Below are 25,506 nucleotides of genomic sequence, written 5' to 3'. Positions count from 1 at the left end.
CCAGCCCGAGCCCGCTACGCATGTTCGCGGACCCCGCTCAGCGCCTCCACGCTGCACGGCGAGGCCCACGCCTGCACGCACTGCGGCGCGCGCGTCCAGCCGCTCTCGAGCTCGCATTCCGCCGACGCCCGCGGCCGGATGACCCTCTCGTGAATCGTGGGCTGCGCGCGCAGGCCAGCGACTTTCGCCTCGAAGCGCGCGCGGAACGACGGAGCCCGGCTCATCGCTGCGCGATCTGGCCCGCCCCGCCGCGCCCTGTCAAGCCGGGCCGCACAGAGCCGGCCTCGGCCCATCGCTCGTGGCTCAGGCCGCCATCGCCGCCGTGCGCACGTGCTCCGGCGTGATCCCGAAGTGCTCGCGCACCTGCTCGATCGGCCAGGTCAGCATCGCCGCCCAGTCCGCCCCGAACAGCGGCCGCATCGTCTTGCCGAGGCGCCAGCCGCGGGTGATCGCCTCCATGCGCCGGTCGCCGTCCTCGTGCTGGAACAGCATCCCGTTGAGCAGCCCCGCCGACAGCAGCAGGTGCCCGAGCGGCGACTGCATGGGCGATGTAGAACGCCTGCAGCCCGAGCTCGCCGGCCACGTCGGTGTCGAAGCCGAGCACCGTGTGCCACAGGTCGTGGCTGCGCTCGAGGTGGAGCTTCATCAGCGCCGCGTCGCCCGACGTGTCGACGGCGCTGTGATAGACCCCCGTCGGGTCGAGCTTGCGCTGGTCGAGGAACCTGGCGAATTCGCGCCCCAGGCTGCCCTCCGGCAGCGCACGCAGCTCCTCGAGCTTGAGCGTCAGCGGCGGCAGCGGGCGGGCCAGGTACGCCTTCACCTCGGGGCGGGCCAGCATGCGCCGCAGCCCGGGCGACTCGTCGAACGAATCGGCGAGGGCGAACACCAGGTCGAGGCGGTCGGTGTCGCGGACGAGGCGGACGTAGGTGCTGGCGAAGCGGAACAGGCCGACGATCTTGCGCATGCGAATCACTCCCTGCGGGCTTGCAAAGAAAATGAGCCTTTGCTCAGATCCTCGCTACTCGCTTTTGTCCCGTGCCCGCCGCCGCCCGCAAGAAGCCCGTCAAACGCCGCCGGAGCCCGATTCAGAGCCGGGGTCAGGCCACCGTCGACGCCATCGTCGAGGCGGCCGCTCAGATCTTGGCGCGCAAGGGACCGGCCGCGGCCACCACCAACGCCGTGGCCGCGCGCGCCGGCGTCAGCATCGGCACCCTCTACCAGTACTTCGCCGACCGCGAGGCGCTGCTGCAGGAGATCGGTCGCCGTCACGTCGCCGAGATGCAGGCCGTGCTCGCCGACGCCCTCACCGGCATCGACGGCCTGGCGCTGCCGGCCGCGGTCGATCGCCTGGTCGCCGCGATCGTCGCCATGCACCGCGTCGCCCCGCGGCTGCACCAGGCGCTGCACCAATCGCTGGCCCGCGACCACCTCGACACCATCGACGCCTTCGAGGTCGCCGTCGAGGCCATGGTCTCGCAGGCCCTCGCCGGCCGCGCCGAGCTCGACCTGGCCCACCCCGCCCTCACCGCCACCGTGCTGGTCCGCGGCCTCGGCGGCCTCATCCGCACCACCCTGCGCCGCGAACCCGAGCGCCTCGACGACCCCGCCCTCGCCCTCGCCATGCGCGCGATGATCCTCGGCACCCTCGGCGAGAGCCGCCGCCGCGCCTGAGTCCAGATGTCTCTCAGGATATGGTCTTCACGCCATGCCCATCGGAACATGCCCTTCAGAGCATGCTCAATCGGACAGCCGCCGCAGCACGAACAGCCGCGCCGCCGGGTTCGTGGCCGGCCCCGGCAGCGTGCTCGCGGCCTCGCGCTCGAGCGCGAACGCCGGGGCGAACAGCGCCGCGATCGCCTCGCGGGCATAGGGCGTCACGCCCGCCGCCGGCTCCGCCAGCGTCTTCACGAGCAGCGCCCCGCCGGGTCGGACCAGCCGGGCCATCGCCGCCGCGTAGCGCCCGGCCTCCGCGCCGGCGAGCAGGTGCAGGCACGCGCGGTCGATCGCCGCGTCGAAGCGGCCGCGCAGGCGCGTCTCGGTGATGTCGTCGCACAGCCAGATCGCCCGGCTCTCGGGCGCGCGGGCGCGGGCTTGCTCGAGCGCCGCCGCCGAGATGTCGCTGGCGATCACCGAGTGCCCGCGCCCCGCGATCGCGGTCGCCAGCGCCCCGAGCCCTGCCCCGACCTCGAGCACCGCCAGCCCGGACGCGCCCTCGTGCTCCAGCGCCGCCAGCAGGTCCGGATCGGCCTCCTCGCGCTGCCACGGCAGCGCGGCGGCCGCGTGCGTGCGGTACAGCCGGTCCCAGCCCGCCGCCCCGCGCGGCGCCTGCGACAGCGCCGCGCTCGCGCGCTCGCGGACGATCGCCTCGAGCAGCTGCACCACCACCTCCGGCGGCGGCGCCCCGCCGAGCATCGGCGTGCGCGTCGCCGGCGGGTCTGCCACCTCGAGCGCGCGGGCCGGGTGCGCCACGTGCAGCCCGTCCGCGACCAGCCGGGCCAGGTTGCGCTGCACCGCCGGCTCCGCGTACATCGCGGGGTTCATCGACGGCACCACCAGCACCGGCGCGCGCGTGGCCAGGGCGATCGCCGCCACCACCGACGCGTGGTCGCCCGCGGCCAGGCGCGCGATCGTCGTCGCCGACGCCGGGCACACCAGCACCGCGTCGGCCCACTGCGCCAGCTCGATGTGGGGCACGCGGTGGACCTGGCTCTCCGGCCAGATCGCGCTGACCACCGGCGCGTGCGTCAGCGCCTCGAGCGCCTCGGCGCGGACGAACCGCAGCGCGCTGTCCGTGACCGCCGCGCGCACCTCGAAGCCGCGCGCCTGCAGCCGCTGGATCAGCGCCGGCGCGTGCATCGTCGCCGCCGCCCCGGTCAGCCCCAGCACCACCCGCGGCCCGCCAGCCCGCGTCGGCCTCGCCGGCTCTGCGGCCGTCGCCGCCGCGAGCGCGCCCGCCCGCAGCAGCAGAGCGAGCAGCTCCCCGATCACCTCGGGCCGCTCGATCGGCGCGCCGGCCAGCGCCTCGACGTGCGCCAGCACCTCGGCCCCCGTGTGCGGCGCCTCGAGGAACGCCAGCACCGCGGCGGCCAGCGCCGCCGAGTCGCCGGTGAGCGCCTGGCCGTCGCCGTCCGGGGACAGCACCACCATGCGCTCGCCGCATTCGTAGATCCGGACCACCGACGCGCGGCGGAGGTTCCATTCGGTCCAGCGCTCGGGATCCGTCATCTCTCGTCCTGGTTCAGCTCGCAGCCCGACCGGGCCGCCCGGGATGCTATCATATGATGAGCATCTCGCACTGGCCGTCGATCCACGCGCAGAACTGCTGCACGCCGCAGACCGACTCGTCGGTGATCTGCATGCAGTCGACCGTGCATTGCAAGATCTCCGGCGGCCAGGCGCACAGGGGTGTCGCCTCGCAGGTCGCCTGATCTTCGATCGCGTCGCAGTCGGGCACCCCGTCGGTGTCCGTCTCCGAGGTCGTCGTCGTCGTCGCCGCCGTCGGGTCCATCGTCGTCCCGGTGGTCGGCTCGGTCGCCGTCGTGGTCGTGCTCGTGGTCGTGCTCGTGCTCGTGCTCGTCGGGTCGCCCTCGGACGTCCCGGTGGTCTCGGTCATCGTCGTCTTGTCGGTATTGCTGCAGGCCGGCGCCGCGGTCACCGAGGACACCGCGAGGATCGCCGGCACGCACAGTCTTCGTCCGATGTCGGGTCTCACGCCCGCAGCCTACCACGCCGCCCCTCGCGCGGATCGCGGGGTCTGCGGCCCGCGCCCCCCAGAGCCGCGGGCAGCCTCGAGCTAAGCTGCCCGGGCCCCCGGGCCGCTCCGAGCCGCGGCGAATCGCTACAGACATGTCCTTGGCGACATGTCCATGACAACAGGTCTCTCACGACATGTCCACGAGCACCAACATCCGCGCCGCCGAGGTCGTCCTGCCCTGCCCCGAGCTCGCGCTCACGATCGCCTTCTTCGTCGACGTCCTCGGCTTCCGCCTCGACGCCATCGCCCCGGCCGACGCCCCGCGGACCGCCCTCCTGAGCGGCCACGGCCTGCGGCTGCGGCTGCTGCAGGGGGCCGCGGGCGCGCCCGGCGTCTTGCGGCTCTGCTGCGACGACCCTGCGCGCGTGGCCGGTGGGGCCGGCGAGCTCGTCGCACCCAACGGGACCCGCGTCGAGCTGGTGGCCGCCGCTCCGCCGCCAGAGCTGCCGCCGCTCGTGCCCGCGCTGGTGCTCACGCGCGCCGGCGACGACGCCCACCGCGGCGTCGGCCGGGCCGGCATGCGCTACCGCGACCTCATCCCCGGGCATCTGGGCGGCCGATTCATCGGCTCGCAGATCGGCATCGTCGCCGGCGGCCCGGTGCCCGACTACGTGCATTATCACATCGTCCGCTTCCAGCTGATCTACTGCCTGCGCGGGTGGGTCCGCGTCGTCTACGAAGACCAGGGCCCGCCGTTCGAGCTGCACGCCGGCGACTGCGTGCTGCAGCCGCCGCACATCCGCCACCGCGTGCTCGAGAGCTCGCCGGGCCTCGAGGTGCTCGAGGTCAGCTGCCCCGCCGAGCACGAGACCTTCGCCGATCACGAGCTCGCGCTGCCGACCGCCGAGCTGCGACCCGAGCGTGATTTCGGCGGCCAGCGGTTCGTCCACCACCAGGCCGCGAGCGCCCGCTGGGACGCCTGGCGCTTCCCCGGCTTCCTCGCGCGCGACACCGGCATCGCCGCCGCGACCGCCGGCCTCGCCGACGTACGCGTGATCCGGCCGCACGGCGCCGACGCCACGCCGGACGCCCGCCACGACGGCGAGCTCCTGCTGTGGTTCGTGCTTGCCGGCAGCGTCACCTGGTCGGGCCCTCGCGACGAGTCGCTGGCCGCCGGCGATTGCGTGGTGGTCCCGCCCGCCCTGCCGCACGCCCTCACCGCCTGCTCGCCCGATCTCGAGCTGCTCGAGGTGCGCCTGCCGGCGTGACCGGCGAATGTTCGTAGGGCTCGCTCGCCCGCACGTCGGCCTGCTGGCGCCGATCGCCGCGTCGGGCTCTCGCTCCGCAGCATGTCGCGCCGTCGCTCGCCCCACGTCGGCGCCGACCGCCGCGTCGGGCTCCTCGCTCCGCAACATGTCGCGCGTCCATCCCGAAGTCCGCGATCTGCCGACGCGCGATGGCGAGCGCCGCGAACCGAACGCGCAATGAATCATCGTTCTGCACGACCACGGCGGCCGATCCCGAGCGTCGATCGCCGCCCGCGGCTCCGCGCTATCCTGGGCGGATGGCCGCGTCGCCCGAATATCCGATCCTCTCCGAAGCCTTCTTCGCCGACCCGTACCCGCTATTGCGACGGCTCCGCGAGGAGTGCCCCGTCTATTATCACGAGCCGCTCGGTGCGTGGTTCCTCGCCCGCCACGACCACTGCGAGGCCGCGGTGCGCGACCGACGTCTCGTCAACGCCCGCGCCCGCGAGCTGCTGTCGACGCTGATGCCGGCGCTGCGCGGCACCGGCGAGCTCGAGGCGATGATCGGGCAATGGTCGCGCCTGTTGTGGTTCCTCGACCCGCCGCAGCACACGCGCAGCCGCGGCCTGGTGATGCGAGGCTTCAGCGCCGCGGCGATCGAGCGCGTGCGCGGCGAGGTGCGCGCGAGCGTCGAGCACGCTCTCGCGGGCGTGACCGTCGGCGGCGAGCTCGACGTGGTGTGGCAATTCGCCGACCCGATCGCCCTCGAGGTCCTGTGCGCGATCTTCGGCCTCCCCGACGAGCAGCGGTCCGACTTCCGCCGCTGGACCACCGACATCATGCAGGTCGCCGGCGCCGGCGCCACCGACGAAGATCCGGCCCTGCGGGCCAAGGAGTCGTCCGCCAGGCTGTTCGCGCTGCTCGCCGCGATCGTCCAGGAGCGGCGCGCCCGCCCGGGCGACGACATGATCAGCCGCTTCCTCGGCGACGACCGCGACGACCCCGCCGTGTTCGAGGAGGTCACGATCCAGTGCTTCCAGATGGTCGGCGCCGGCTACGTCACCTCGCGCAACCAGATCGCCTGCGCCGTCCTGGCCCTGCTCGAGCACCCGGACGAGCTCGCCCGCCTGCGCGCCACCCCGGCGTTGCTCATCCCGGCGATCGAGGAGCTGCTGCGCTTCGCGCCCTCGGTGCTGACCACCAATCGTCTGGCGGCCGAGGACCTCGAGATCGGCGGCAAGCAGATCCGCAAGGGCCAGCTGGTGTTCCCGATCCTCGCCTCCGCCAACCGCGACCCCGCCGCCTACGTCGATCCCGACCGCCTCGACCTCGCGCGCGGCGGGCGACCGATGACCTTCAGCGTCGGCCCGCATTACTGCCCCGGCGGCCCGCTCGCCCGGCTCGAGCTCGAGGAGGCGCTGCAGGCCCTGCTGCGATTCCCCGAGTGGCGGCTCGTCGGCGGATTCGACTACCGCGGCGCCAGCCTGCAAGACCGCGGCCCCTCGCAGCTGCGGGTCCGCCTCGGCGCCTAGCGACCGCGACCGTCGCCGCGTCGCCGCGGCCTGCGCGGCGATGGGCGCGTGCCGCCGCGGGCGCCGGGGTTCGCGGTCGTTCGGCCCATGGCTGGGCGAATGGCGCGCCGCCCCTACACTCCTTGCATGCGCAAGGACAACCCGAAGCTCGCACCGCGCGAGCACGACGCCCCCTCCAACCTCGAGAAGGACCCCGACGATTGGGTCACCGGCGACGAGCGGATGACCGACGCCCAGGCCTCGTACCTGAAGACGCTGTGCGAGGAGGCCCACGAGGACTTCGACCCGGCGCTGACGAAGGCCGAGGCCTCCAAGCGGATCGACGCCCTGCAGCAGGTCACCGGCCGCGGCCGGCACGACGACGCCCCGCACGAACCGACGAGGCCGGCCTCGCGCGGCCGCCCCGAGGAGGACTACAGCCCCGACGACCTCGACGAATGAGCGGACCCGCGATCGCCTGAGCCCGCATGCGCCCGCGATCGCCCGCCCTCACACTCGAGGCATGACCGCCGCCCAGAAGATCCACGGGCCGCACGACCCGAAGAAGATCGACCTCGACCACGACTGGGAGCTCGACTACTGGACGCGCGAGCTCGGCGTCACCGAGCTCGAGCTGCGCGAGGCGATCCGCTCGGTCGGCAGCAACGACACCGAGCGGGTCCGCAAGCACCTCATGGGCGCCCGGCCGCAGCAGATCATCGACCGCAGCGCGTGATGACCTGCCCCTTCGAGCAGGTGGTCAATCGCCGGCCGTCGCCTGGTCGCCTTGCGGGGTCAGCCTGGCGTCGCTGCCGTCCGGGTAGAATTGCGAGAACCACCGGCGCAGGCGGTGGATCGGCCCGTCCTCCTGGACCAGCACCGGCCGCGGGCGGTGGATCTTGTTCTCCCAGATGACGACGTCGTTGCGCCACTGCGACACCCAGTTGCCGATCACGTACGACACCAGGAGCCGCGGGATCTTCGGCGCCGCGAACCAGTGGAAATCGACCTTCTGCTCGAGCGGGCCGAGCGGCAGGTGCGTCTGGAACATGACGATCTCGCCGAGATCGGGGATCGTGAAGCGAAACGTGACGACCCCGGCGGGGCCGTAGAACGTGATCAGCGCCGACGCCCGGGTGCTCTGCACGAAGCGGCCGAAGATCTTGAGGATCGCGTGGTTCTTGAAGTAGGCCAGGTGGCGACGCGCCGGGTCGATGTCCAGCTCCCACGCGGCCTCGTGGCGAATGGCGATCCCCGGCACCTGCAGCCGCGTCCACGGCACGAACATCTTGCCGTGCAGGGGGCCGAAGTGCTGAAAGTCGACGCTGTTCTCGGCGAACTCGAGCAAGTGCATGTGCACCACCTCGGCGTCGTGCTTGCCGCGGAACACCAGGCGACCGTCGTCGATGTCGGGGACGGCCGGCATCTCGTACGGCGGCGGTACGGCGGCGTCGGGGGTGCTGCCGCCGCGGTGGTAGATGAAGATCTGGCCGTACTGCTCGCGGATCGGCCAGGTCGCCTGCAGCGAGCGCGTGGGCAGCCGCCTGGCATAAGGGATGTGCGCGACACGGCCGTCGCACGCCATCTGCCAGCCGTGGAACGGGCACTCGACGTGGCCCTGCTTGACGCAGCCACCGGCGAGATTGGCCCCCAGGTGCGGGCAGAACGCCGCCATCGCGTGCACGCTGTCGTCGACGTCGCTGCGGTACACGATGATCTGCTCGCCAAGGCACTCGATGTAGCGGATCTTGCCGCGCCTGACCTCGCTCGACAGCGCGACGCGGTACCACCCGTCAGGGAAAGGAGGTGGATAGGTGCGCTCGCGCATCGTGGACGCCGGTCGTGAAAAACCCATGAACTCGCCAGTGTACCCCTGAAGCGTCAGCAGCGGCGTCACCGATGCGTGCGTCTACCGCTCACCGATGGCGGGAATACGCCGTCCAGGCCGTCGCGCTGGCGTCCCTGACGCCTTCAGCCCTTCAAGAAGCACGGTCGTCCTGCGCATGCCCGGCGGCGCCCCGGCGCTCCCTGCGACGCGCGCGGCGACGCGCGATCGCCCTTCAGGAAACTTACCGGCGAAATTCTCGGCAAGAGCCACCCGGCGCGACGGGCGGAGGCTCGCCACCTCGTCGTCCGCGACGTGCTCGCCGGCGAACCGACGGCGAGCGAGCAGCGAGTCGGCGAGCGCGGCCGACTGTGATGATTGGCTTCAGCGGACGCCGGGGCTCGATTCGCCGCAGTAGCGCAGCGCGTCCTGCAGCGAGCGCAGGGTGTGCAGGCGGCTGAGGTCGAGGCCGAGCTCGGCCATGATCCGGGCGATCGGCGGACGGATGCCGGTGATGATCGCCTGCGCGCCGAGCAGGCGCACGCTGTGGATGATGCGGATCAGGTGCTCGGCGGACGTCGGGTCCACGGTGTCGACGCCGGTGAGGTCGAGGATGGCGAAGCGCGCCCGCTTGTGCGCGATCGCCTCGAGCAGCCCGTGCATGATGGTCGCCGCCCGCTGCTCGTCGAGCGACCCGACCAGCGGGACCGCCAGCGCGTCGTGCCCGACCTCGATGATCGGGCTCGACAGCCGCACGATGGCCTCCTTCTGCTCCTGAATGATGCGCATCTGCGCCCGCAGCAGCTCCTCGTCGCGGCGCCGCTGGGTGATGTCGGAGGCGATGCAGTAGGCGCCGGCGTAGTTGCCCTGGGCGTCGCGGCGCGGCAGCGTGGTCTGGCTGTAGAGCGAGTCGCCGAAGCTGAACTCGATCACCCGCGTCTCGCCGCGGAAGGCGGCGCCCATGGCGTCGGCAAGGTCGGGGATGGTGGCGTTGTAGGCCTCGAAGACGTTGACGCCGACGTTCTGCCCCGGCTTGAGGCCGATCTCCGCCAGCAAGCCGCCCTCGGAGATCTCGCAGACCCCGCGCGGGTCGACCGCGAACACGTTGGTCGGCAGGTTGTTGACCAGCTCGCGGAGCATGTGCGCCTGACGCACGGTGGTCAGGTCGCGGGTGACGTCGATCGCCAGCATCGCGGCGCCGACGATGGCGCCGTCGGCTCCGCGCAGCGGGTAGAACGATTGCAGCCAGTACGCCTGACCATAAATCTTCTCGACCCGCACCCGCTCGCCCCGCAGGCCGCGGCGGAACAGCTCGACCAGCTCGGGGTGCTCGCCGAACGCCGCCGCGAGCGAGGCGCCCACCGTCGCGGTCCCGGCCACACCCATGGGCCCCAGCCCCCTGCCCTCGGCCAGCGTCAACACCTCACCGGCGTCGATGCCGATCAGCGTCGTGCTCTCGGACTCGAGCAGCCCGGTCAGGACCTGAAACTTGAGCGCAGGATCGACGGTCGCCATCGGGCCGCACTATATCGGAGGCCCCGCGCCGCCGCACCGACCTGAGCCGGCCGCAACGGCGGCCTGCGGCCCGCGGAGCGGCCCATGCGCGAATCCGAGGGGTCGTCAATGGCGACAGGGCGAGCCGCGAAGAGCCATTCCGGACAAAATCGCGCACGCTCCATACGCCCCGATGCGCCCGCGCGACGAGGAGCCTCACGCCCGCGTCGCCGCGCAGGTCGTCGTCAGCACTCGTCGCCGTTCAGCGTGCCGTCGAGGTCGCGGTCGATGGCCACGCGGCGGCCCGAACCGGGCGGTACGCAGGTGTAGGTGAGCTCCTGCAGGAGCAGGGCGGCGCGGGCCCGCAGCTGCGAGTCGGTGAGCGTCGGCTTGGCCTGCTCGTCCTGCAGGAACGCGGTGCCGTTCCACAGGTACCCGCGCATCCGCCCGCCGTAGGCGCCGTGGACCACGAGGTCACACTCGCCCGCGCTCGCGCGGGTCCGCATGAGCGTGAGGCGCGAGCTGACGGTCGTGGCGTTGCTGCTGGTCAGGGTGATCTGCTGACCGACGATGGGGGCCATGTTGGAGTCGAAGGCGAGCACGAACGCCTCGACCTGGCGGCGCTCGGTCGGGGTGTCGGACTCGAGCCCGCCGGGGTTGAAGATCGGGTCCTCGACGAAGCCGATCTGGCTGAGGAAGCCGAACACCGAGTCCATCGAGCCCTCGTGCGTGTAGCCGAAGCCGCGGATCTGGTCGCCCAGGAACGAGTCGTCCTCCTGCGGGTTGATCGACGAATTGCGCGGCAGGCCGAACTTGCCGATCTTCGTATAGGCGTTGCGCAGGTGCGGGACCTTCATGGTCTGCACGAATTCGGTGCCGACGTAGGAGCCGTCGGAGCCGAAGAAGCCCGGGCGGTCGACCCCGTACTGGGCGTTGCCGGTCGTGTCGAGCACGTGACAGAAGTTGCAGGTCATGCCGAGCGTGGCCGGCTTGTTCATGTAGAGGTCGCGGCCGGCCGCCTGGAACGCGGTGAGCGAGTTGTCGAGGTTGCGCACCGGGTTCGGCGGGTAGGTCAGCTGCAGCGCGAAGTCGGTGAACTTCTGCATGTCGGCGGCCGGGATCTCCTGCGTCCGGCCCATGACCTCGACGAACGTCTTGTTGAACTGCTTGAACGCCATCACCTCGTCGAACGAACCCTGGTTCGGCTGCGCGTTCGGCGGGAAGTTCGGGCTGGTCTTGTCGCCGCGCCAGTGCATCGCCCCGTGGTTTGCCATGCCGCGCAGGCTCTGGGTCGTCATCGGCCCCTTCATCGGGTGGAAGTCGATCGGGAAGTCGGGCAGGAAGATCGTCTTGAACGGCCCGGGCGCGATCGTCACGTCGCCGTCTGGGTTGCCGAGGTCCCACGCCAGGTGGTCGACGTCGCCGTACACGTGACAGGTCGCGCACGCCGAGTCGCCGCGGCCCGAGGTGTACGTCGCGTCATAAAGGAAGCGGCGGCCCTCGGTCACGCTCGCCGGCTCGGGGTTGTGCATCGCCAGGTGCTGGATCTCGTCGCCGTCGCAGGTGTCGAGGATCGACACCGCGTTGTCGAAGCGGGTCATCACATACAGACGGGAGCGCGACTCGTCGAGCAGCACCGCCGTCGGTCCGCCGCCGCTGACCTGCAGCTGCTCGGCGGGGTCGGGCCAGAACGCGTTGTTCTCGAGCGCCGCGGTGTCGTACATGCCGATCTTGTCGGAGCCGAGCGCGGCGACGTAGAGCGTGTTGCCGTCGGCGGAGATCGCCATGCCCTGCGGGAGCGCGAGGCTGAGCTCGGCGTCCTCGTTCGGCAGCGGCTGGAACGGCGCGTCGAAGTCGAGGTGCGGGTTCAGGTGGTGGGTGGTGACCGTGTGGCTCTGCGGGTTGACGATGCTGATGTTGTTCTCGGCGAAGTGGCCGTTGACGTTGGACTCGGCGAACACGCCGGGCCCGGAGAAGCGGACCTCGTTGCGCGCGGAGGTGTTGGCGACGTAGATCTTCCCGTTCACCGGGTGGACGATCATGTTGTAGAGGATGGCGCCGACCCCGGTGTAGAAGCCCGCAGAGCCGGCGAGCTGCACCGGCGTGGCGGCGTTGGCGTCGATGACGAACAGGTCCTTGTCGGGCAGGCTGAATTTGACGTTGCTGTCCCACTGGACGCCGCGCTCGTCGACCCAGTGCTGGCCGTCGTACTTGACGATCAGGGGGTTGTTGGGCGCGGGGACGCCGTCGTAGTTCTCGTTCGGGGCCGGCGTGTCGCCGGCGACCAGCACCGAGTCGATGGTGGTCGTGCGATTGCCGGAGAAGTGCGCGGCCGCGTACACCTTCGAGCCGTCGGGCGACGTCGCCAGCGCGCGCGGGGTGTCGGCGAACAGGGTGATCACGGTCTTCGGCGTGCCGCCCAGCGTCGCGCCCAGGTTGGTCGCGTCGAACACCCAGACGTCGGCCCGGCCGACGCTCGGCGTCGTCAACTGCGGGTCGAAGCCGATGTTCTGCCCGCGGTGGGCCGTGGTGATGAAGGCCCGGTTCTTCCCGGGGCCGGCGAAGACGATGTCGCGCGGCTCGTCACCGACGAGCAGCGTCCGCGTCACGCGATTGGGCGCCGCGGTGCCGACATAGACGACGCTGACACTGTCCGACACGTGATTGACGACCCACACCTCGGTGTTGCTGCGGGCCGCCACGGCGACCGGCTCGACGCCGACCGGGATCGACGTCCGGTGGGTCAGGCCCCACCACGTCACGTCGTAGACCTCGAGCCGGCCGTCCGGCGTGTTGACGGCGAATAACGTCTTCTTGTCGGGCGAGAGCGCAAGCGGACGGACTTGTCCGCTTTCGAACAGGGTGTACGAAGGGGGCGTCGCCTTCGCCGCCCCCACCGCGCCCATCGCCAGCCCCAGACCTACCGACCACGAAAATACGCGCGCGCCTATCGAGAGCATCCCTCACCTCCAACTACGCAGAGCCGATTGTCCAACGAATCGTCCCCCCCGGGTCCGACCCCCACTGTCGCGTGTCCGAGGCGCCTGCGCGGGCGCGGCGCCGTCGTATGAGTGTATGTTAGCAGGTCAAAGGATCCTAGGGCTACGATTAATTAATCAAAATCCCCCGCCGGGTCGCCCGCTCCGGGTATCCCACCGCACCCGACCCGACGCCGAGGTCGGAGGGCCGCGCGCGAAGTCTGTATGTACAATCGCCACACCGAGGGACAGCGCGTGCTCACAATGCCGAACCCCGCCGAGCGAGGCTGCGGCGGGGCGTCGCGGGCGGGGCCCGTGCAGCGAGCGGGCGTCAGGCGGGCGTGACCGCGACGGGCAGCGACTTGAAGCCGCGGACCATCATGCTCGGCACCCACTCGAGCGGCGCGTCGCCCTCGAGGCGCAGCTCGGAGAACGTCCGCAACAGCGTTTGAATGGCAATACGCCCCTCGAGCCGCGACAGCGCCGCGCCCGGGCAAGTGTGGATACCAGAACTGAAGGACAGGTGACGTGTGTCTTGACGCTCGATGTCGAACCGGTCGGGATCGGGGAACCGATGACCGTCGCGGTTCGCGGAGCAGAGGACGCTCAGCACATAGTCGCCGGCGGGGATCGGGCCCCCCGGGAGGTCGGTGACGGCCACGACCGCGCGACGGAAGGTGCCGAACGTCGGGCTGTCGTAGCGCATCAGCTCCTCGAGCGCGCCGTCGATGAGCCGCGGCTCCTCGCGCAGGCGCTGCGCCTGCTCGGGGTGGCGCGCCAGAGTGTTCACCGCGTTGGCCACCATATATAGTGTAGTCTCCTGGCTGGCCAGGAACAGGGTCACGCACATCGCCACGAGCTCGGTGTCGGTCATCCCGACGCCGTCGACGCGCGCCTCGACCAACTTGCTCAGCAGGTCCTCGGTCGAGCGGCTGCGCCGCGCGGCGATGTGCGCGTTGAAGTATTCGTAGTAGCTCATGACGCCGCGGTAGGCCGACTCGACGCTCTCGGCGGTGGCGATGCCGGCGCCGAACAGGGACATGACGATGAGCGCGTCCTCCCGCAGCCGCTCGCCGTCGTCGCGCGGGATGCCCATCAACTCGCTGAACACGATCATCGGCAGCTGCGCCGCGAAGTCGGCGACCACGTCCATGCGCCCGCGCGGGCGCACCGCGGCCAGCAGATCGTCGACCGCGTGCTGGATCCGCGGCCGCAGCCGCTCGACCGCCTGCACCGTGAACGCCTTGGCGATCAGCGCCCGCAGCCGCGTATGGTTCGGCGGGTCCATGAACGCGACCCAGCTCGAGACGAAGGTGTTGAACACCTCGAGCTTGTCGCGCACGCTGTCGGGCGCGCCGAGGCCGTACTGCTCGACCTTCGAGTTGGAGAACTCCGACTTGCTGTCGCGCAGGACCCGTTGGATGTCGGCGTAGCGGGTCAGCACCCAGCTCTTGAGCAGCGGGTGCCAGAACACCGGGTCCTCCTCGCGCATGCGCCGGAGCGTCGGGTACGGGTCGGCGAAGAAAGCTGGGCTGAGGATGTCGTACTTGACTGCAGGCGCGGTCGGCTGAAGAGACATCGGCGGGAGCTCCGAGACCGTCCTGGTGACGGCGCGGCCCGGCCCGCCGCCGACGGTTCAAGATGGTTGAGCATACATCGCGGCACGGCGGCCGAGAACGGAAACGCGAGGCCCTTCTGCGAGCGCCGCGGGTCCTGTGCTGTGGCCATCGATCGAAGGCGGACGTCGTGCGGATGGTGCAAGGCGCGGTTTCGGGCCGACTGCGCGCCACGGCCCGCGGACGGGTGTTCGCGGGCTCCGGCGGCGCGTCATCGCCGCCAGGGCGCTAAGGGCTGACCCCGCCTGCGGGCGTGGCCCTGCGCACCGCGCGAATGCAGGGGTGACGACACGCGACGCAGCGGGGTCGCCAGACAGTATGATACGCCTGTTCGGCTCAGCGACTCCGCGACATGGACGCCTCTCCACGTTTCTCGCTCAAGCAACGGCTCCACGAGGGGCAGAACTCGATCATCTTCCGCGGCGTCCGCGAAGACGAGCAGACCCCCGTCGTGATCAAGGTGCTGAAGGGCGAGTACCCGAGCCCCCGCGCATTGAGACAGCTGCGCCGCGAGTACGTCACCCTGCGCGAGCTCGACGTGCCCGGCGTGGTCCAGGTCTACTCGCTCGAGAGCTACGGCAACGGCCTCGCGCTGGTGATGGAGGACGACGGCGGCGTCCCGCTCAGCGACGTCATCCACGGCGAGGCGCTGCAGCTGCGCCGCGCGCTCGAGCTCGGCCTGGCGCTGGCCGAGACCCTGGCCCGGCTGCACGAGCGGGCCATCATCCACAAGGACATCAAGCCGCACAACATCCTCGTCAATTCGTCGACCGGCAGCGTCAAGCTGATCGACTTCGGCATCGCCACCAACCTGGCCCACGAGACAGCTCAGGTGTCGAGCCCGGAGGCGCTCGAGGGCACGCTGATGTACATGTCGCCCGAGCAGAGCGGGCGCGTGAACCGGGTCGTCGACCAGCGCACCGACCTCTACTCGCTCGGCGTCACGCTCTACGAGATGCTGACGGGCTCGGTCCCGTTCAACGCCAACGACGCGATGGAGCTGGTCCACAGCCACATCGCCCGCACCCCGGTGCCGCCGTGGGTGCGCACGCCGACGATCCCCCGCGTCGTCTCCGACATCGTCATGAAGCTGTTGGCCAAGGGGCCGGAGGACCGCTACCAGCACGCCCTCGGGCTGGCGGCCGACCTCGCCCGCTGCCTCGCCGCGCTCGACGAGACCGGCGAGATCGAGCCGTTCGAGCTCGGCCAGCGCGACCGCGCCGACGTGCTCCGCATCCCGCAGAAGCTCTACGGCCGCGAGGCCGACATCCGCGCGCTGACCGAGGCGTTCGGCCGCGTGCAGGACGGCCGCCCCGAGCTGCTGCTGGTCGCCGGCGGCGCGGGCGTCGGCAAGTCGATGCTGGCCCACGAGATCCACCGCGTGATCGCCCGCGGCGGCGGCCGCTTCGTCAGCGGCAAGTTCGACCTGGTCCAGCGCAACATCCCGTTCAGCGCGCTGGCGGCGGCGCTGTCCGAGCTGATCCGCCAGCTGCTCACCGAGTCGTCGCGCACGCTGGCAGAGTGGCGCACCCGCATCCAGGTGGCCGTCGGCGCCAGCGGTCAGCTGGTCGTCGACCTCGTGCCCGAGCTCGAGCGCGTCATCGGCAAGCAGCCGCCGCTGCCGCCGCTGCGCCCGACCGAGTCGCAGAACCGCTTCGGCCTGGTCATGCAGAACTTCGTGCGCGCCCTGTGCCCGCGCACGTCGCCGCTGGTGATCTTCCTCGACGACCTGCAGTGGGCCGACGCCGGCACGCTGTCGCTGCTGCGCCTGATCCTCACCGACCCCGACGGCGGCCACCTGCTGCTCGTCGGCGCCTACCGCGACGCGGAGGTCGACCTCGCCCACCCGCTGCGCGCCGCGGTCGCCCAGCTGCGCAAGGACGGCGTGGCCCTCCACGAGCTCGCGCTCGGCCCGCTCGACCGCGCCAGCGTGCGCGCGCTGCTGGCCGACACCCTCACCCGCGAGCGCCCCGGCGCCGCGCCCCCGCGCGAGGAGGTCGAACGCCTCGAGGCCCTCGCCACCCTGGTGTTCGACAAGACCCACGGCAACCCGTTCTTCCTGTCGCAGTTCTTGACGATGCTGCACCGGAACGGGCTCGTCCGCTTCGACGCCGCCACCGGCGGGTGGACGTGGGACCCCGCCGCGGTGGCCGCCGCGCCGATCACCGAGAACGTCGCCGAGCTGCTGTCCGAGCGCCTGCGCGAGTTCCCGCCCGACACCCAGCGCCTGCTCGCCGTCGCCGCCTGCGTCGGCCACGAGTTCGACGTCGTCACCCTGGCGCGGATCGCCGAGCGCGGGGTGGGCCGCGTCGCCGCCGAGCTGTGGCCCGCGCTGCAGGCCGGCCTGGTCGTGCCGCTCGACTCCAACTACCGCCTGCTCGAGGGGATCGACGACGGCGCGCCCGAGGCGAATGAGACAGCGGAGCTGGTGGTCGCCTGCCGGTTCCTGCACGACCGCGTGCAGCAGGCGGCGCTGTCGCTCAGCACGCCCGAGGCGCTGCACGAGGTCCACCTGCGGATCGGTCGCAGCCTGCAGGCGGCGCACGTCGGCGAGCTGCGGGGCGACGCGCTGTTCGACGTGGTCCGCCACCTCAACGCCGGCGCGCCGCGCCTCACCGACCCCGGCGAGCGCCTGCAGCTGGCCCGCGCCAACCTCGAGGCGGCGCGCGCGCCAAGCGCGCCACCGCCTACGCCGCCGGCGCCTCGTTCGCGGCCGCCGGCGTCGCCGTGCTGCCCGAAGACGCCTGGGACTCGCAGTACGCGCTGACGCTCGCGCTCCACCGCGAGCAGGCCGAGTGCGACTACATGTGCGGCCGCGTCGACCGGGCCGACGCCAAGCTCGAGGACCTGATCCGCCGCGCCCGCTCGCCGCTCGAGCAGGCCGACCTGTTCGCGCTGCGGGTGATGCTGCTGTCGTCGCAGGGCCGCTTCACCGAGGGCCTGGCGGCCAGCCGCGCCGGCCTCGCGCAATTCGGCGAGCTCCTGCCCGAGACCCCGGAGGCGACGATGGCGACCTTCGGCGCGGTCTACGGCGAGATCGAGGCCGGCCTGGCCGGCCGCACCGTGGAGTCGCTGGCCGACGCCCCGGCGATGCGCGACCCGGCCCGCAGCGCGGTGCTCCGCCTGCTCAACGAGGCGTTCGGCGCCGGCTTCGTGGTCGACGCCCGCCTCGGCTCGGTGGTGATCCTCAAGCACGTGCTGCTGTCGCTCACCCACGGCCCGGGCGAGCTGTCGGCGTTCGGCTTCGCGACCTACGGCTACCTGCTGGTCGGCCCGCTCGGCCGCCCCGCCGACGGCCTGCGCTACGGCAGACTCGCGCTGCAATTGCTCGAGCGCTTCACGTCGACCGAGGTCGCCAGCCGCGTCCACTTCATGGTCGGCTTCTACACCGGCCACACCCGCCCGCTGCGCGACAGCCTGCACCACCTGAACCAGGCCCGCGTGCTCGGCCTCGAGACGGGCGACTTCATGTACGCGTCGCAGGGGGCCGTGTTCCACGCGCTGGCCAACCTGCGCCGCGGCGAAGACCTGTCGGCGGTCCGCGAGGAGATCGATCAAGGCCGGGCGCTGATGGTCCGCACGCGCGACGCGATGTCGACGGCGCAATTGGTGCTGCTCGGCAACGTCGTCGACGCGCTGCAGCACGAGCGGTGGTTCGGCGGCCCGCTGTTCGGCGACAACCAGGGCGAGGCGGACTGGCTGAAGGTCGTCGACGCCGCCGGCCTGGTGATCGTGCGCTTCCTGCACCACGTCAACAAGCTGATGGTGGCGACGCTGTTCGAGGCGTACGCCGAGGCGCTGGCGCTCGCCGCCGCCGCCCAGCCGCTCATGGCCGTCGCCGTCGGCGGGCCGCACACCGCCGACCTGCCGTTCTACAGCGCGCTGGCGCTCGCGGCCAGCCACGCCCAGGCCGCCGACGAGGCCGAGCGCGCGTCGCTGATGGCCCAGCTGCTCGAGCACCGCGCGGTCACGGCCCAGTGGGCCCAGCTGTGCCCCGAGAACGAGCAGCACCGCCTGCACATCATCGACGCCGAGATCGCGCGGCTCCGCGGCCAGGACCTGGTGGCGCTCGACGAGTACGACCGCGCGATCGAGTGGGCCCGCCGCAGCCAGTTCATCCACCACGAGGCGATCGCCAACGAGCTGTGCGGGCGCTTCCACCAGGCCCGCGGCCGCGCCCAGATCGCCCGCGTCTACCTCGGCCAGGCCCGCTACGGCTACGAGCGCTGGGGCGCGCTCGCCAAGGTCCGCGCGCTCGACGTGAAGTACCCGCACCTGGCCGCCCGCGCCGAGAGCGTCGGCGCGACGATCACCGCCAGCAGCAGCCGCGCGCTCATCACCAGCTCGCTGACCACCACCGGCAACCAGGGCCTCGACCTCACCAGCGTGATCAAGGCGGCGCAGGCGCTGACCGCCGAGATCGCGGTCGAGCCGCTGCTCGAGAAGATCATCCAGATCATGATCGAGAACGCCGGCGCCCGCCGCGGGGTGCTGCTGCTCGAGCGCGACGGCCAGCTGTGCGTGGTCGCGGAGTCGTCGGTCGACACCGGCTCGTACACGCTGAAGCAGCCGCTGCCGCTGAGCGAGACGGCGGCGGTGCCGGTGTCGATCGTCAACTACGTGGTCCACACCACCGACAGCGTGGTGCTCGAGGACGCCGCCCGCTCCGGGCCGTTCACCACCGACACCTACGTGGCCCGCAGCGGGATGCGCTCGGTGCTGTGCACGCCGCTGGTCCACCAGACCAAGCTCACCGGGGTGCTCTACCTCGAGAACGAGCTGATCCCGTCGGTGTTCCCGGAGGCCCGCCTGCACACGCTGAAGCTCATCGCCTCGCAGGCGGCGATCTCGATCGAGAACGCCAACCTGTACGCGAACATGGAGCGGCTGGTGCAGAAGCGCACCGACGAGCTGCACCGCGTCAATCAATCGCTGACCGCCAGCAACGCCGAGCTCGACGCGTTCGCCCGCACGGTCGCCCACGACCTCAAGAACCCGCTCGGCGCGATGGTCGGCTACTCGGAGTACCTGCTCGAGAACATCGAGGAGGTCGACCGCGAGGAGGTCGAACGCGTGGTCGAGAACATCCGCCGCGCGTCGCACACCGCGACCAACATCATCGACGAGCTGCTGCTGCTGGCCGGAGTGCGCAAGCAGCAGGTCCAGTCGTCCCGCCTCGACATGGCCGTGATCATGCGCCAGGTCGAGCAACGCATGGACTACATGCTGCGCGAGTACGGCGGCGAGATCGCGGGGCCGGAGTCCTGGCCCGCCGCGATCGGCTACGCCCCGTGGATCGAGGAGGCCTGGACGAACTACATCAGCAACGGCCTCAAGTACGGCGGCTCTCCGCCGCGCCTGCAGCTCGGCGCCGACCTGCAGGACGGCAAGATCCGCTTCTGGGTCCGCGACAACGGCCCGGGCATCGACGAGGAGGCGCAGGCGAAACTGTTCGCCGAGTTCTCCCGCCTCGACACGGTCCGCGCCGAAGGCCACGGCCTCGGCCTGTCGATCGTGCGCCGCATCATCGAACGCCTCGGCGGCAGCGTCGGCGTCGAGAGCGAACTCGGCTCCGGCAGCCTGTTCTTCTTCACGCTGCCGGCAGCGTGAGGCGCCTTCACTCGCCGGCCGATCGACGATGCGGTTGCAAGCGGGAGCAGACGACCGAGGGACGGCGCAAAGCATCGTCATGACCCACGAGAGCCCCGCCAGCCAGATCGCCGAGCTGCAAGCGCGCCTGCTCCGCCAGCTCGAGCAGAACGGCCTCCGCCTGGTCAGCGCGGCCGGCGAGGTGAAGCTGGTGCGGATGGAGGAGGCCGACGCGCCAGGGCACTTCCGGCTGATCGAGGAGAACCGAGCGCACCTCCGCGAGTGGCTGGGCTGGCTCGACGTGACGGTCCAGGCCGAGAACCTGCGCGAGTTCATCGCCGAGGCGCGCAGCCGGACCCGCGACGAGGGGGCGATCGAGTGGGCGATCCGCCACGGGGGTCAGCCGGTGGGAGTGATCAGCTTCCACGAGATCGAGTGGTCGGCGCGGGTGGCGTCGATCGGCTACTGGCTGGCGAAGCCGGCGACGGGCCGCGGACTGGCGACGGCGGCGCTGCGCACGGTGGTCGAGTTCGCGTTCGCTACGCTGGGGCTGAAGACGGTGCGGGCCCGGATCGCGCCGGGCAACGTCCGCAGCGCAGCGCTGGTGCGCCGGCTGGGCTTCCGCGTGGTGGGGGTGATCGATCCGGGGGAGGCGCTGTACGGGCGCATGGTGGCGCACGAGGTGTTCGAACTCGAGAATCCTTCGGGCTGATCTTTTATGTCCTTCGGGACATGTACTTGAGTTCTCGTTCTTGGGGGACTGACGGGCTCTCTGCGAAGGTCTGACCTGGGGCTCGCGGAGCTTGCGGCGTCGCGGGCTGTGGCATGGCTGGGTTCGCGTCGGCCTGGAGCTCGCGCTTCGCAGATTGCCGACTGCGCCTCGCGGGGGCGCGGGGAAAGGACGGCCGCGAGTTAACCGGCAGGATGCACGCTCGTGCCTCGCGCCCATCCCGCCTCTAATCGCGGCCGCCCTTTCCCCGCACCCCTGGCACGGCTGCAGCCGTGAGTGGCCGACCCGCCGTCGTGGGCTCCGCCGCAAGCCTTGGCCGGCCGCAGATCGCGGGGCGCCTGTTCGACGGCCAGGGCTGGCCGCCGAACAGGCGCCTTCTCGCGTCATTACCGGCGTGTCACCTCCGGGCGGCGAGGCCTTGGCGCGAGCGACGAGCGCCGCGGGTCCCTCGCCGGCTGTGACTCTGGCGGGCCGCGAGCGCCGCAGCATTCGTCATGTCTCCGAGGACATGTGCCGCCTCTGCACGCCCGCATGCCGTTTTTTACTCGCGTGTCATCTCCGGACGGCGAGGCCTTGGCCGCGAGCGACGAGCGCCGCGGGCCCTCGCCGCCAGGGCTGTGCCTCTGGCGGGCCGCGAGCGCCGCAGCATTCGTCATGTCTCCGAGGACAGGTGCCGCCTCAGCGCGCCCGCATGGCGTTTTTTACTCGCGCGTCATCTCCGGACGGCGAGGCCTTGGCCGCGAGCGACGAGCGCGGCGAGTCCCTGCCGCGAGCGCCGCAACGCCGGACATGTCTCTGAGGACAGATTATGACAAGCCGCGCTTCAGCGGGCTCGCACGGCGTACAGGAAGCGGGCGTAGCCGATCTCGGCGGCGTTCTTCATCAGCTCGAGGTTGGCCCACGCGACCACGTCGGCGAACGGGCGGTCCTGGATCGGCCAGCGGGTCCGCTCGGGCGCGCGCAGGTCGTCGTCGGTGAGCGCCTCGAGGGCGGCGCGCCAGCTCCCGTGAAGGCGGCCCAGCCACTCGCGCACGCCCTCGGCGTCGCCCGGCCAGGTCACGTCCTCGCGCGCGAGGGTGGCGGCGCCGAAGGAGTGATCGAGGGCCATCGACCACCAGAAGCCGACGTGCCAGGTCAGCCAGGCGATGCTGGGCGGGCCGATGTCGTAACCCTCGTGCTCGGGCCAGTCGGCGCGCCAGCGGCTGTCGGCGGCGCGGTGGACGTGCAACCCGACGTGCGCCGGGCGCCACAGGCACTCCTCGGTGGCGAGCCCGTCGAGGTGGTACTGCGTCAGCATCCACGCTGTGTCGAGCTGTCGCAGCAGATAGTCGCGCGTCTCGGTGGCCATCGGCCGGCATCTTCGAGAAGTGGGCGGCGAAATTCAAGGGTGGCAATCATGTGTCCCGGAAGACAGGTTCGACCTCACCGCGGACCCCGAGCACGCGAAACGATCGTCGCCGCTCCGCACCGCCGTCCTCGCGCTCCGCGGTGCGACCACGGCAGTCACCCGCGAGACCACGACGCGAGCGATGAGCCTCGCCCTCCGCCCGCGCTCGCGGGCACACCCGGGTCTCGTCGCGGCAGACGCCCGGGGTTCACCGGGCGGCACGAATGGACATGCCCCAAGGGACAGTCCTCGGTCCGCCGCCAGGCGCTCGCGCGAGGCCTTTCCCCCCAGCCGCGCGGGCCCCTATACTCCCGCCCGCCCCTGTCCGGAGCCCCGCATCATGAGGACGGCGAAGATCCTGGGAACCCTCGTATTGCTGGCGGCGCTCGGCGTCGGCGTCGCGTTTTGGCTCCGCCACCAGGAGGTGAACGAGCAGCGCGTCGCCTCGGCCAGGGAGGCCGCCTCGCGCGCCACGAAGGCGACCTTGACGGGCGAGGACGCGTGCTGGCTGGTCATGGACTTCTACCACTCCGGCCGGGGCCGCATGGGCCGTGCGCCGCTCGTCGAGTGTGCCGGGGAGATGGTCGCCGTCCCGGGCGGATACAAGCTCACGCGCGTGCTGGTGGAGCCGGAATTCATGGCGGGACGCTTCGTCCGCGAGCTGTGCCTCGGCCGCGGTCAGGGGTGGTCGGTGCTCGGGGAGGCAAACCAGCTCGACGACTGTCGTTCGCTCCCGGTCGGCAGCGACGACCCTGCGGCTGACGCGGCGCGACGCGTGCGGGGGCTGGTGGCCGAGGACGTCGCGCGAGCGCGGGCGGCCGTGAAGACCGCCCTGGCTCAGCCCGCGCCGCCCGAGACCTGCGCATCCCTCGCCCCGGCCGAAGGCACGGCCCACCTCGACGCGCGGCGCCTCGAGCCCGGTACGCCGATCCCCGCGTGGACGAACATGATCCCCCACGACCCCGCCTTCGAGCTGTGCGCCGATCCCGACGCCGCCGATCCGCAGGCCGAGTTCGCGTGCAAGCAGCGGCGACCGTGGACGCACGTGATCGTGGCGCAGGTAGAGCACATCGAGCCGCCGCAGCGCCACCCCGGCGCCCGCGAATTCTCGGGCGGCCAGGCCGTCGGCGAGCTGTGGCTGGTCGACGTCGCGGCGGCCCGCGCGATCTGCCGGCGCCCGTTCGCAGCGAAGATGCCGGAGCTCGTGCTCGAGGCCTCGGTCGAGACGACCTTCCTGGACGCCGTGCGGCGCGCCCTCGACGACGCGGAGGCCGGGTTCCGCGCCCCTCCGCGCCCGTGAGGCGCGCGGCTCGACCTCGGGCCGCGCGCCCGACGAGACAATGACATGCCCCGAGAGACATGCTCGGCCGCGAGCGAGCCTGCTGCCGTGCGACCTCGACCTCATGCGCCTGCCCAGCGCCGCGATGACATGTCCCGAAAGACATGCTCCCGGCAATAAAGCCTGCGCGGCCGCGGGCACGCCTGCCCGCGGCCGCGCGCCTCAGGCCCGCCGCGGCAGGTCGCGCGCCAGGTGGCGGTCGATCAGCCGCGCCAGGGTCTCGACCCACGGGTCGTCCATCATCGTGAAGTGGTCGCCGGGCGTGCGGTACAGCGAGAACTCGCCCTCGACGAGGTCGAGCCAGTACATCCCTGCGTGCGTGTCGCGGGCGTCGCGTTGCTCGCTGGCCGCGAAGTACACCACCTCCGCCGAGATCGGCCGCGGCTTGTAGCGCTGCTCCGCCAGGCACGTCGCCAGCACGATCTGGCGCAGCGCCGGGTCAGTCTCGAGCGCCGCCACGAAGCTCTGATAGGACGTCGACTCGCACGACGCGAACGCCTCGTGGCTGCGCAGGAAGTCGTCGATCGTCTCGATCACGTCGTCGTACACGGCCGGCATCGACGGCGCGTCGAGGATCAGCAACTTGACCGCCTGGCCGCGGGCCTCGAGCTGGCGGGCCACCTCGTAGGCCGTGATCCCGCCGGCAGAGTGCCCGCCGACGGTGTACGGCCCCTCGGGCTGCTCGCGCAGGATGTCGGCCACGTAGCGCTCCGCCATCGCCGGCACCTCGTCGAGCACCGGCTCGCCGGGGTCGGTGCCCGACGCGCGCACGCCGAAGATCGCCGCCCCGCCGGCGTCGAGGTGGCGCGCCAGCGGCAGGTAGGTGTAGACCGTGCCGCCGATCGGCTGGACCAGGAAGATCGGCCGCGTCCCCGGCCGACCCGGGCGCATGGACCAGCAACGAGGCGCCGCGGGCCTCGTCCTGGCCGCCGATCAGGCTGCGCAGCGCGGCCACGAAGTCGGCGAAGCGCGGGCGCTCGAGCAGCGCGTGCACCGGGGTCGTCACGCCGAAGCGCTCGCTAAGACGGGCGCGGATCTTCACCGCCGTCAGCGAGGTCCCGCCGAGGTCGAAGAAGTTGTCCTCGTCGCGCACGCGCCCGACCCCCAGCGCCTCGCGCCAGATGTCGGCCACGATCGCCGCCAACCCGTCGCGCGGCGCCTCGGCGTCGCGCACCTCCGTGCTCGTCGGCTCGTCCGCCGGCGGCGGGACCAGCACCAGAGTCGGCGCGGCCGGCCGCAGCTCGAGCGCGTGGCGGGTGCGCGCGAACGGGTAGGTCGGCAGCGGCAGCTTGCGCCGGCGCTCCTCGCCGGTGAACGCCTGCCAGTCGACCGTCGCCCCCGCGCACCACAGCTGGCCGACCGCGAGCATCAGCGCCTCGAGCTCGCTGCGACCCGAGCGCCAGTGGGCCATCGACGCCACCACCAGCCGGTCGGGGCCCGCGTCCGGGTGGTTGCGGATGAAGCTCGCCAGGTGGCCGCCGGGGCCGACCTCGAGGCACACGAAGTCGGGGTCGGCGTGCAGCGTCGCCACCCCGTCGGCGAAGCGGACCGTCTGGCGCAGGTGGCGGCCCCAGTAGGCCGGGTCGCGCACCTCCGCGTCGATCCAGTCGCCCGTCACGCCCGAGATCATCGCGATCTGCGGGGCCGCGAACGCGACCTCGCGCGCCCGCTCGACCAGGCGCCCCACCAGCGGCTCCATCAGCTCCGAGTGCGACGCGGTGGCGATCGGCAGCCGCCGCGCCTCGAGCCCCTCGGCCTGCAGCATCGCCACGAACGGCTCGATCGCCGGGGCCGCGCCCGCGATCACGCAGTCCTCGGGCCCGTTGATCGCCGCGACCGACAGCCCCGGCGGCAAGCGGGTCGTCACCGCCAGCGGCACCGCGACCATCGCCGCCGCCGGGGCCGCGTCGCACAGCGCCCCGCGGGTGGCCACCAGCGCGACCGCGTCGGCCAGCGAGAACACCCCCGCGAGCGCGGCCGCCACGTACTCGCCGAGGCTGTGGCCGAACACGGCCGCCGGGCGCAGGCCCCAGCTCGCGAGCACCTGCGACAGCGCGTACTCGACCGCGAAGATCGACGCCATGTTGCGCGACGGC

Annotated in this window: 17 protein-coding genes and 2 pseudogenes; 9 read left to right on the top strand and 10 right to left on the bottom strand. The window is 71.9% G+C overall.

Annotated features, from left to right (window positions below; genetic code table 11):
• Window positions 1–220 precede the first annotated feature (220 nt).
• Entirely contained in the window at window positions 221–964 is a 744-nt protein-coding gene (locus tag OV079_RS00715; RefSeq protein ID WP_267765642.1) for a Coq4 family protein, read from the bottom strand.
• Between the two features lie 71 nt (window positions 965–1,035).
• Here OV079_RS00715 and OV079_RS55450 point away from each other — a divergent pair, with 71 nt between their 5' ends.
• Window positions 1,036–1,671, top strand: a complete 636-nt coding sequence (locus OV079_RS55450) for a TetR/AcrR family transcriptional regulator (RefSeq protein WP_267765641.1) — start codon at window positions 1,036–1,038, stop codon at window positions 1,669–1,671.
• A 66-nt stretch (window positions 1,672–1,737) separates the two neighbouring features.
• On the opposite strand, the gene OV079_RS00705 is transcribed toward OV079_RS55450, so the two are convergent.
• On the bottom strand, window positions 1,738–3,225 hold the full coding sequence (locus OV079_RS00705; protein WP_267765640.1) for a flavoprotein: 1,488 nt from the start codon (window positions 3,223–3,225) through the stop codon (window positions 1,738–1,740).
• A gap of 49 nt (window positions 3,226–3,274) precedes the next feature.
• A complete protein-coding gene (locus tag OV079_RS00700) occupies window positions 3,275–3,712 on the bottom strand; it encodes a hypothetical protein (protein ID WP_267765639.1) in 438 nt (145 codons plus the stop codon).
• Between the two features lie 176 nt (window positions 3,713–3,888).
• Between OV079_RS00700 and OV079_RS00695 the strand changes: the two genes are divergently transcribed.
• From OV079_RS00695 to OV079_RS00680, 4 genes and pseudogenes are all read left to right on the top strand, one after another.
• Complete coding sequence (locus OV079_RS00695; protein WP_267765638.1) at window positions 3,889–4,962, top strand: cupin domain-containing protein; 1,074 nt, start codon at window positions 3,889–3,891, stop codon at window positions 4,960–4,962.
• Between the two features lie 296 nt (window positions 4,963–5,258).
• Window positions 5,259–6,473, top strand: coding sequence for a cytochrome P450 (locus OV079_RS00690; protein WP_267765637.1), 1,215 nt, complete (start codon window positions 5,259–5,261; stop codon window positions 6,471–6,473).
• A gap of 126 nt (window positions 6,474–6,599) precedes the next feature.
• Window positions 6,600–6,827 (top strand): annotated as a pseudogene (locus tag OV079_RS00685) (DUF3072 domain-containing protein); the annotation flags it as partial.
• A 148-nt stretch (window positions 6,828–6,975) separates the two neighbouring features.
• Complete coding sequence (locus OV079_RS00680; RefSeq protein ID WP_267765635.1) at window positions 6,976–7,188, top strand: DUF3606 domain-containing protein; 213 nt, start codon at window positions 6,976–6,978, stop codon at window positions 7,186–7,188.
• 24 nt (window positions 7,189–7,212) lie between these two features.
• On the opposite strand, the gene OV079_RS00675 is transcribed toward OV079_RS00680, so the two are convergent.
• The 4 genes from OV079_RS00675 to OV079_RS00660 form a co-directional block, all read right to left on the bottom strand.
• On the bottom strand, window positions 7,213–8,349 hold the full coding sequence (locus tag OV079_RS00675) for a Rieske 2Fe-2S domain-containing protein (RefSeq protein WP_267765634.1): 1,137 nt from the start codon (window positions 8,347–8,349) through the stop codon (window positions 7,213–7,215).
• Window positions 8,350–8,661: 312 nt separating this feature from the next.
• Window positions 8,662–9,792 (bottom strand): STAS domain-containing protein, encoded by a 1,131-nt coding sequence (locus tag OV079_RS00670; protein WP_267765633.1) that lies wholly within the window; start codon window positions 9,790–9,792, stop codon window positions 8,662–8,664.
• Window positions 9,793–10,016: 224 nt separating this feature from the next.
• Entirely contained in the window at window positions 10,017–12,731 is a 2,715-nt protein-coding gene (locus OV079_RS00665; RefSeq protein ID WP_267765631.1) for a YncE family protein, read from the bottom strand.
• Window positions 12,732–13,080: 349 nt separating this feature from the next.
• Window positions 13,081–14,328 (bottom strand): cytochrome P450, encoded by a 1,248-nt coding sequence (locus OV079_RS00660; RefSeq protein WP_267765630.1) that lies wholly within the window; start codon window positions 14,326–14,328, stop codon window positions 13,081–13,083.
• A gap of 389 nt (window positions 14,329–14,717) precedes the next feature.
• Here OV079_RS00660 and OV079_RS00655 point away from each other — a divergent pair, with 389 nt between their 5' ends.
• From OV079_RS00655 to OV079_RS00645, 3 genes are all read left to right on the top strand, one after another.
• The gene (locus OV079_RS00655) at window positions 14,718–17,132 is read left to right on the top strand and encodes an ATP-binding protein (protein WP_267765629.1); all 2,415 of its coding nucleotides are present in this window, start codon (window positions 14,718–14,720) and stop codon (window positions 17,130–17,132) included.
• Complete coding sequence (locus OV079_RS00650; RefSeq protein WP_267765628.1) at window positions 17,093–19,975, top strand: ATP-binding protein; 2,883 nt, start codon at window positions 17,093–17,095, stop codon at window positions 19,973–19,975. The genes OV079_RS00655 and OV079_RS00650 overlap by 40 nt, the downstream gene beginning before the upstream one ends.
• A 79-nt stretch (window positions 19,976–20,054) precedes the next feature.
• Window positions 20,055–20,666 carry a GNAT family N-acetyltransferase gene (locus tag OV079_RS00645; RefSeq protein ID WP_267765626.1) on the top strand — a complete coding sequence of 204 codons (612 nt, stop codon included), beginning with the start codon at window positions 20,055–20,057 and terminating at the stop codon, window positions 20,664–20,666.
• Between the two features lie 841 nt (window positions 20,667–21,507).
• Here OV079_RS00645 and OV079_RS00640 read toward each other — a convergent pair.
• Window positions 21,508–22,032, bottom strand: a complete 525-nt coding sequence (locus OV079_RS00640) for a DinB family protein (protein WP_267765625.1) — start codon at window positions 22,030–22,032, stop codon at window positions 21,508–21,510.
• A gap of 379 nt (window positions 22,033–22,411) precedes the next feature.
• Between OV079_RS00640 and OV079_RS00635 the strand changes: the two genes are divergently transcribed.
• Window positions 22,412–23,371: a hypothetical protein gene (locus OV079_RS00635; RefSeq protein WP_267765624.1), complete on the top strand. Its 960-nt coding sequence runs from the start codon at window positions 22,412–22,414 to the stop codon at window positions 23,369–23,371.
• A 201-nt stretch (window positions 23,372–23,572) separates the two neighbouring features.
• Here OV079_RS00635 and OV079_RS00630 read toward each other — a convergent pair whose 3' ends face one another.
• Both OV079_RS00630 and OV079_RS00625 read right to left on the bottom strand, forming a co-directional pair.
• The gene (locus OV079_RS00630) at window positions 23,573–24,301 is read right to left on the bottom strand and encodes a thioesterase domain-containing protein (RefSeq protein WP_267765623.1); all 729 of its coding nucleotides are present in this window, start codon (window positions 24,299–24,301) and stop codon (window positions 23,573–23,575) included.
• Window positions 24,302–24,365: 64 nt separating this feature from the next.
• Window positions 24,366–25,493, bottom strand: a pseudogene (locus OV079_RS00625) (acyltransferase domain-containing protein); the annotation flags it as partial.
• Window positions 25,494–25,506 lie beyond the last annotated feature (13 nt).

The sequence above is a fragment of the Nannocystis pusilla genome (assembly GCF_026626665.1).
Taxonomy (GTDB): domain Bacteria; phylum Myxococcota_A; class Polyangia; order Nannocystales; family Nannocystaceae; genus Nannocystis; species Nannocystis pusilla.
This window is presented reverse-complemented; position numbering and strand designations above follow the sequence as displayed.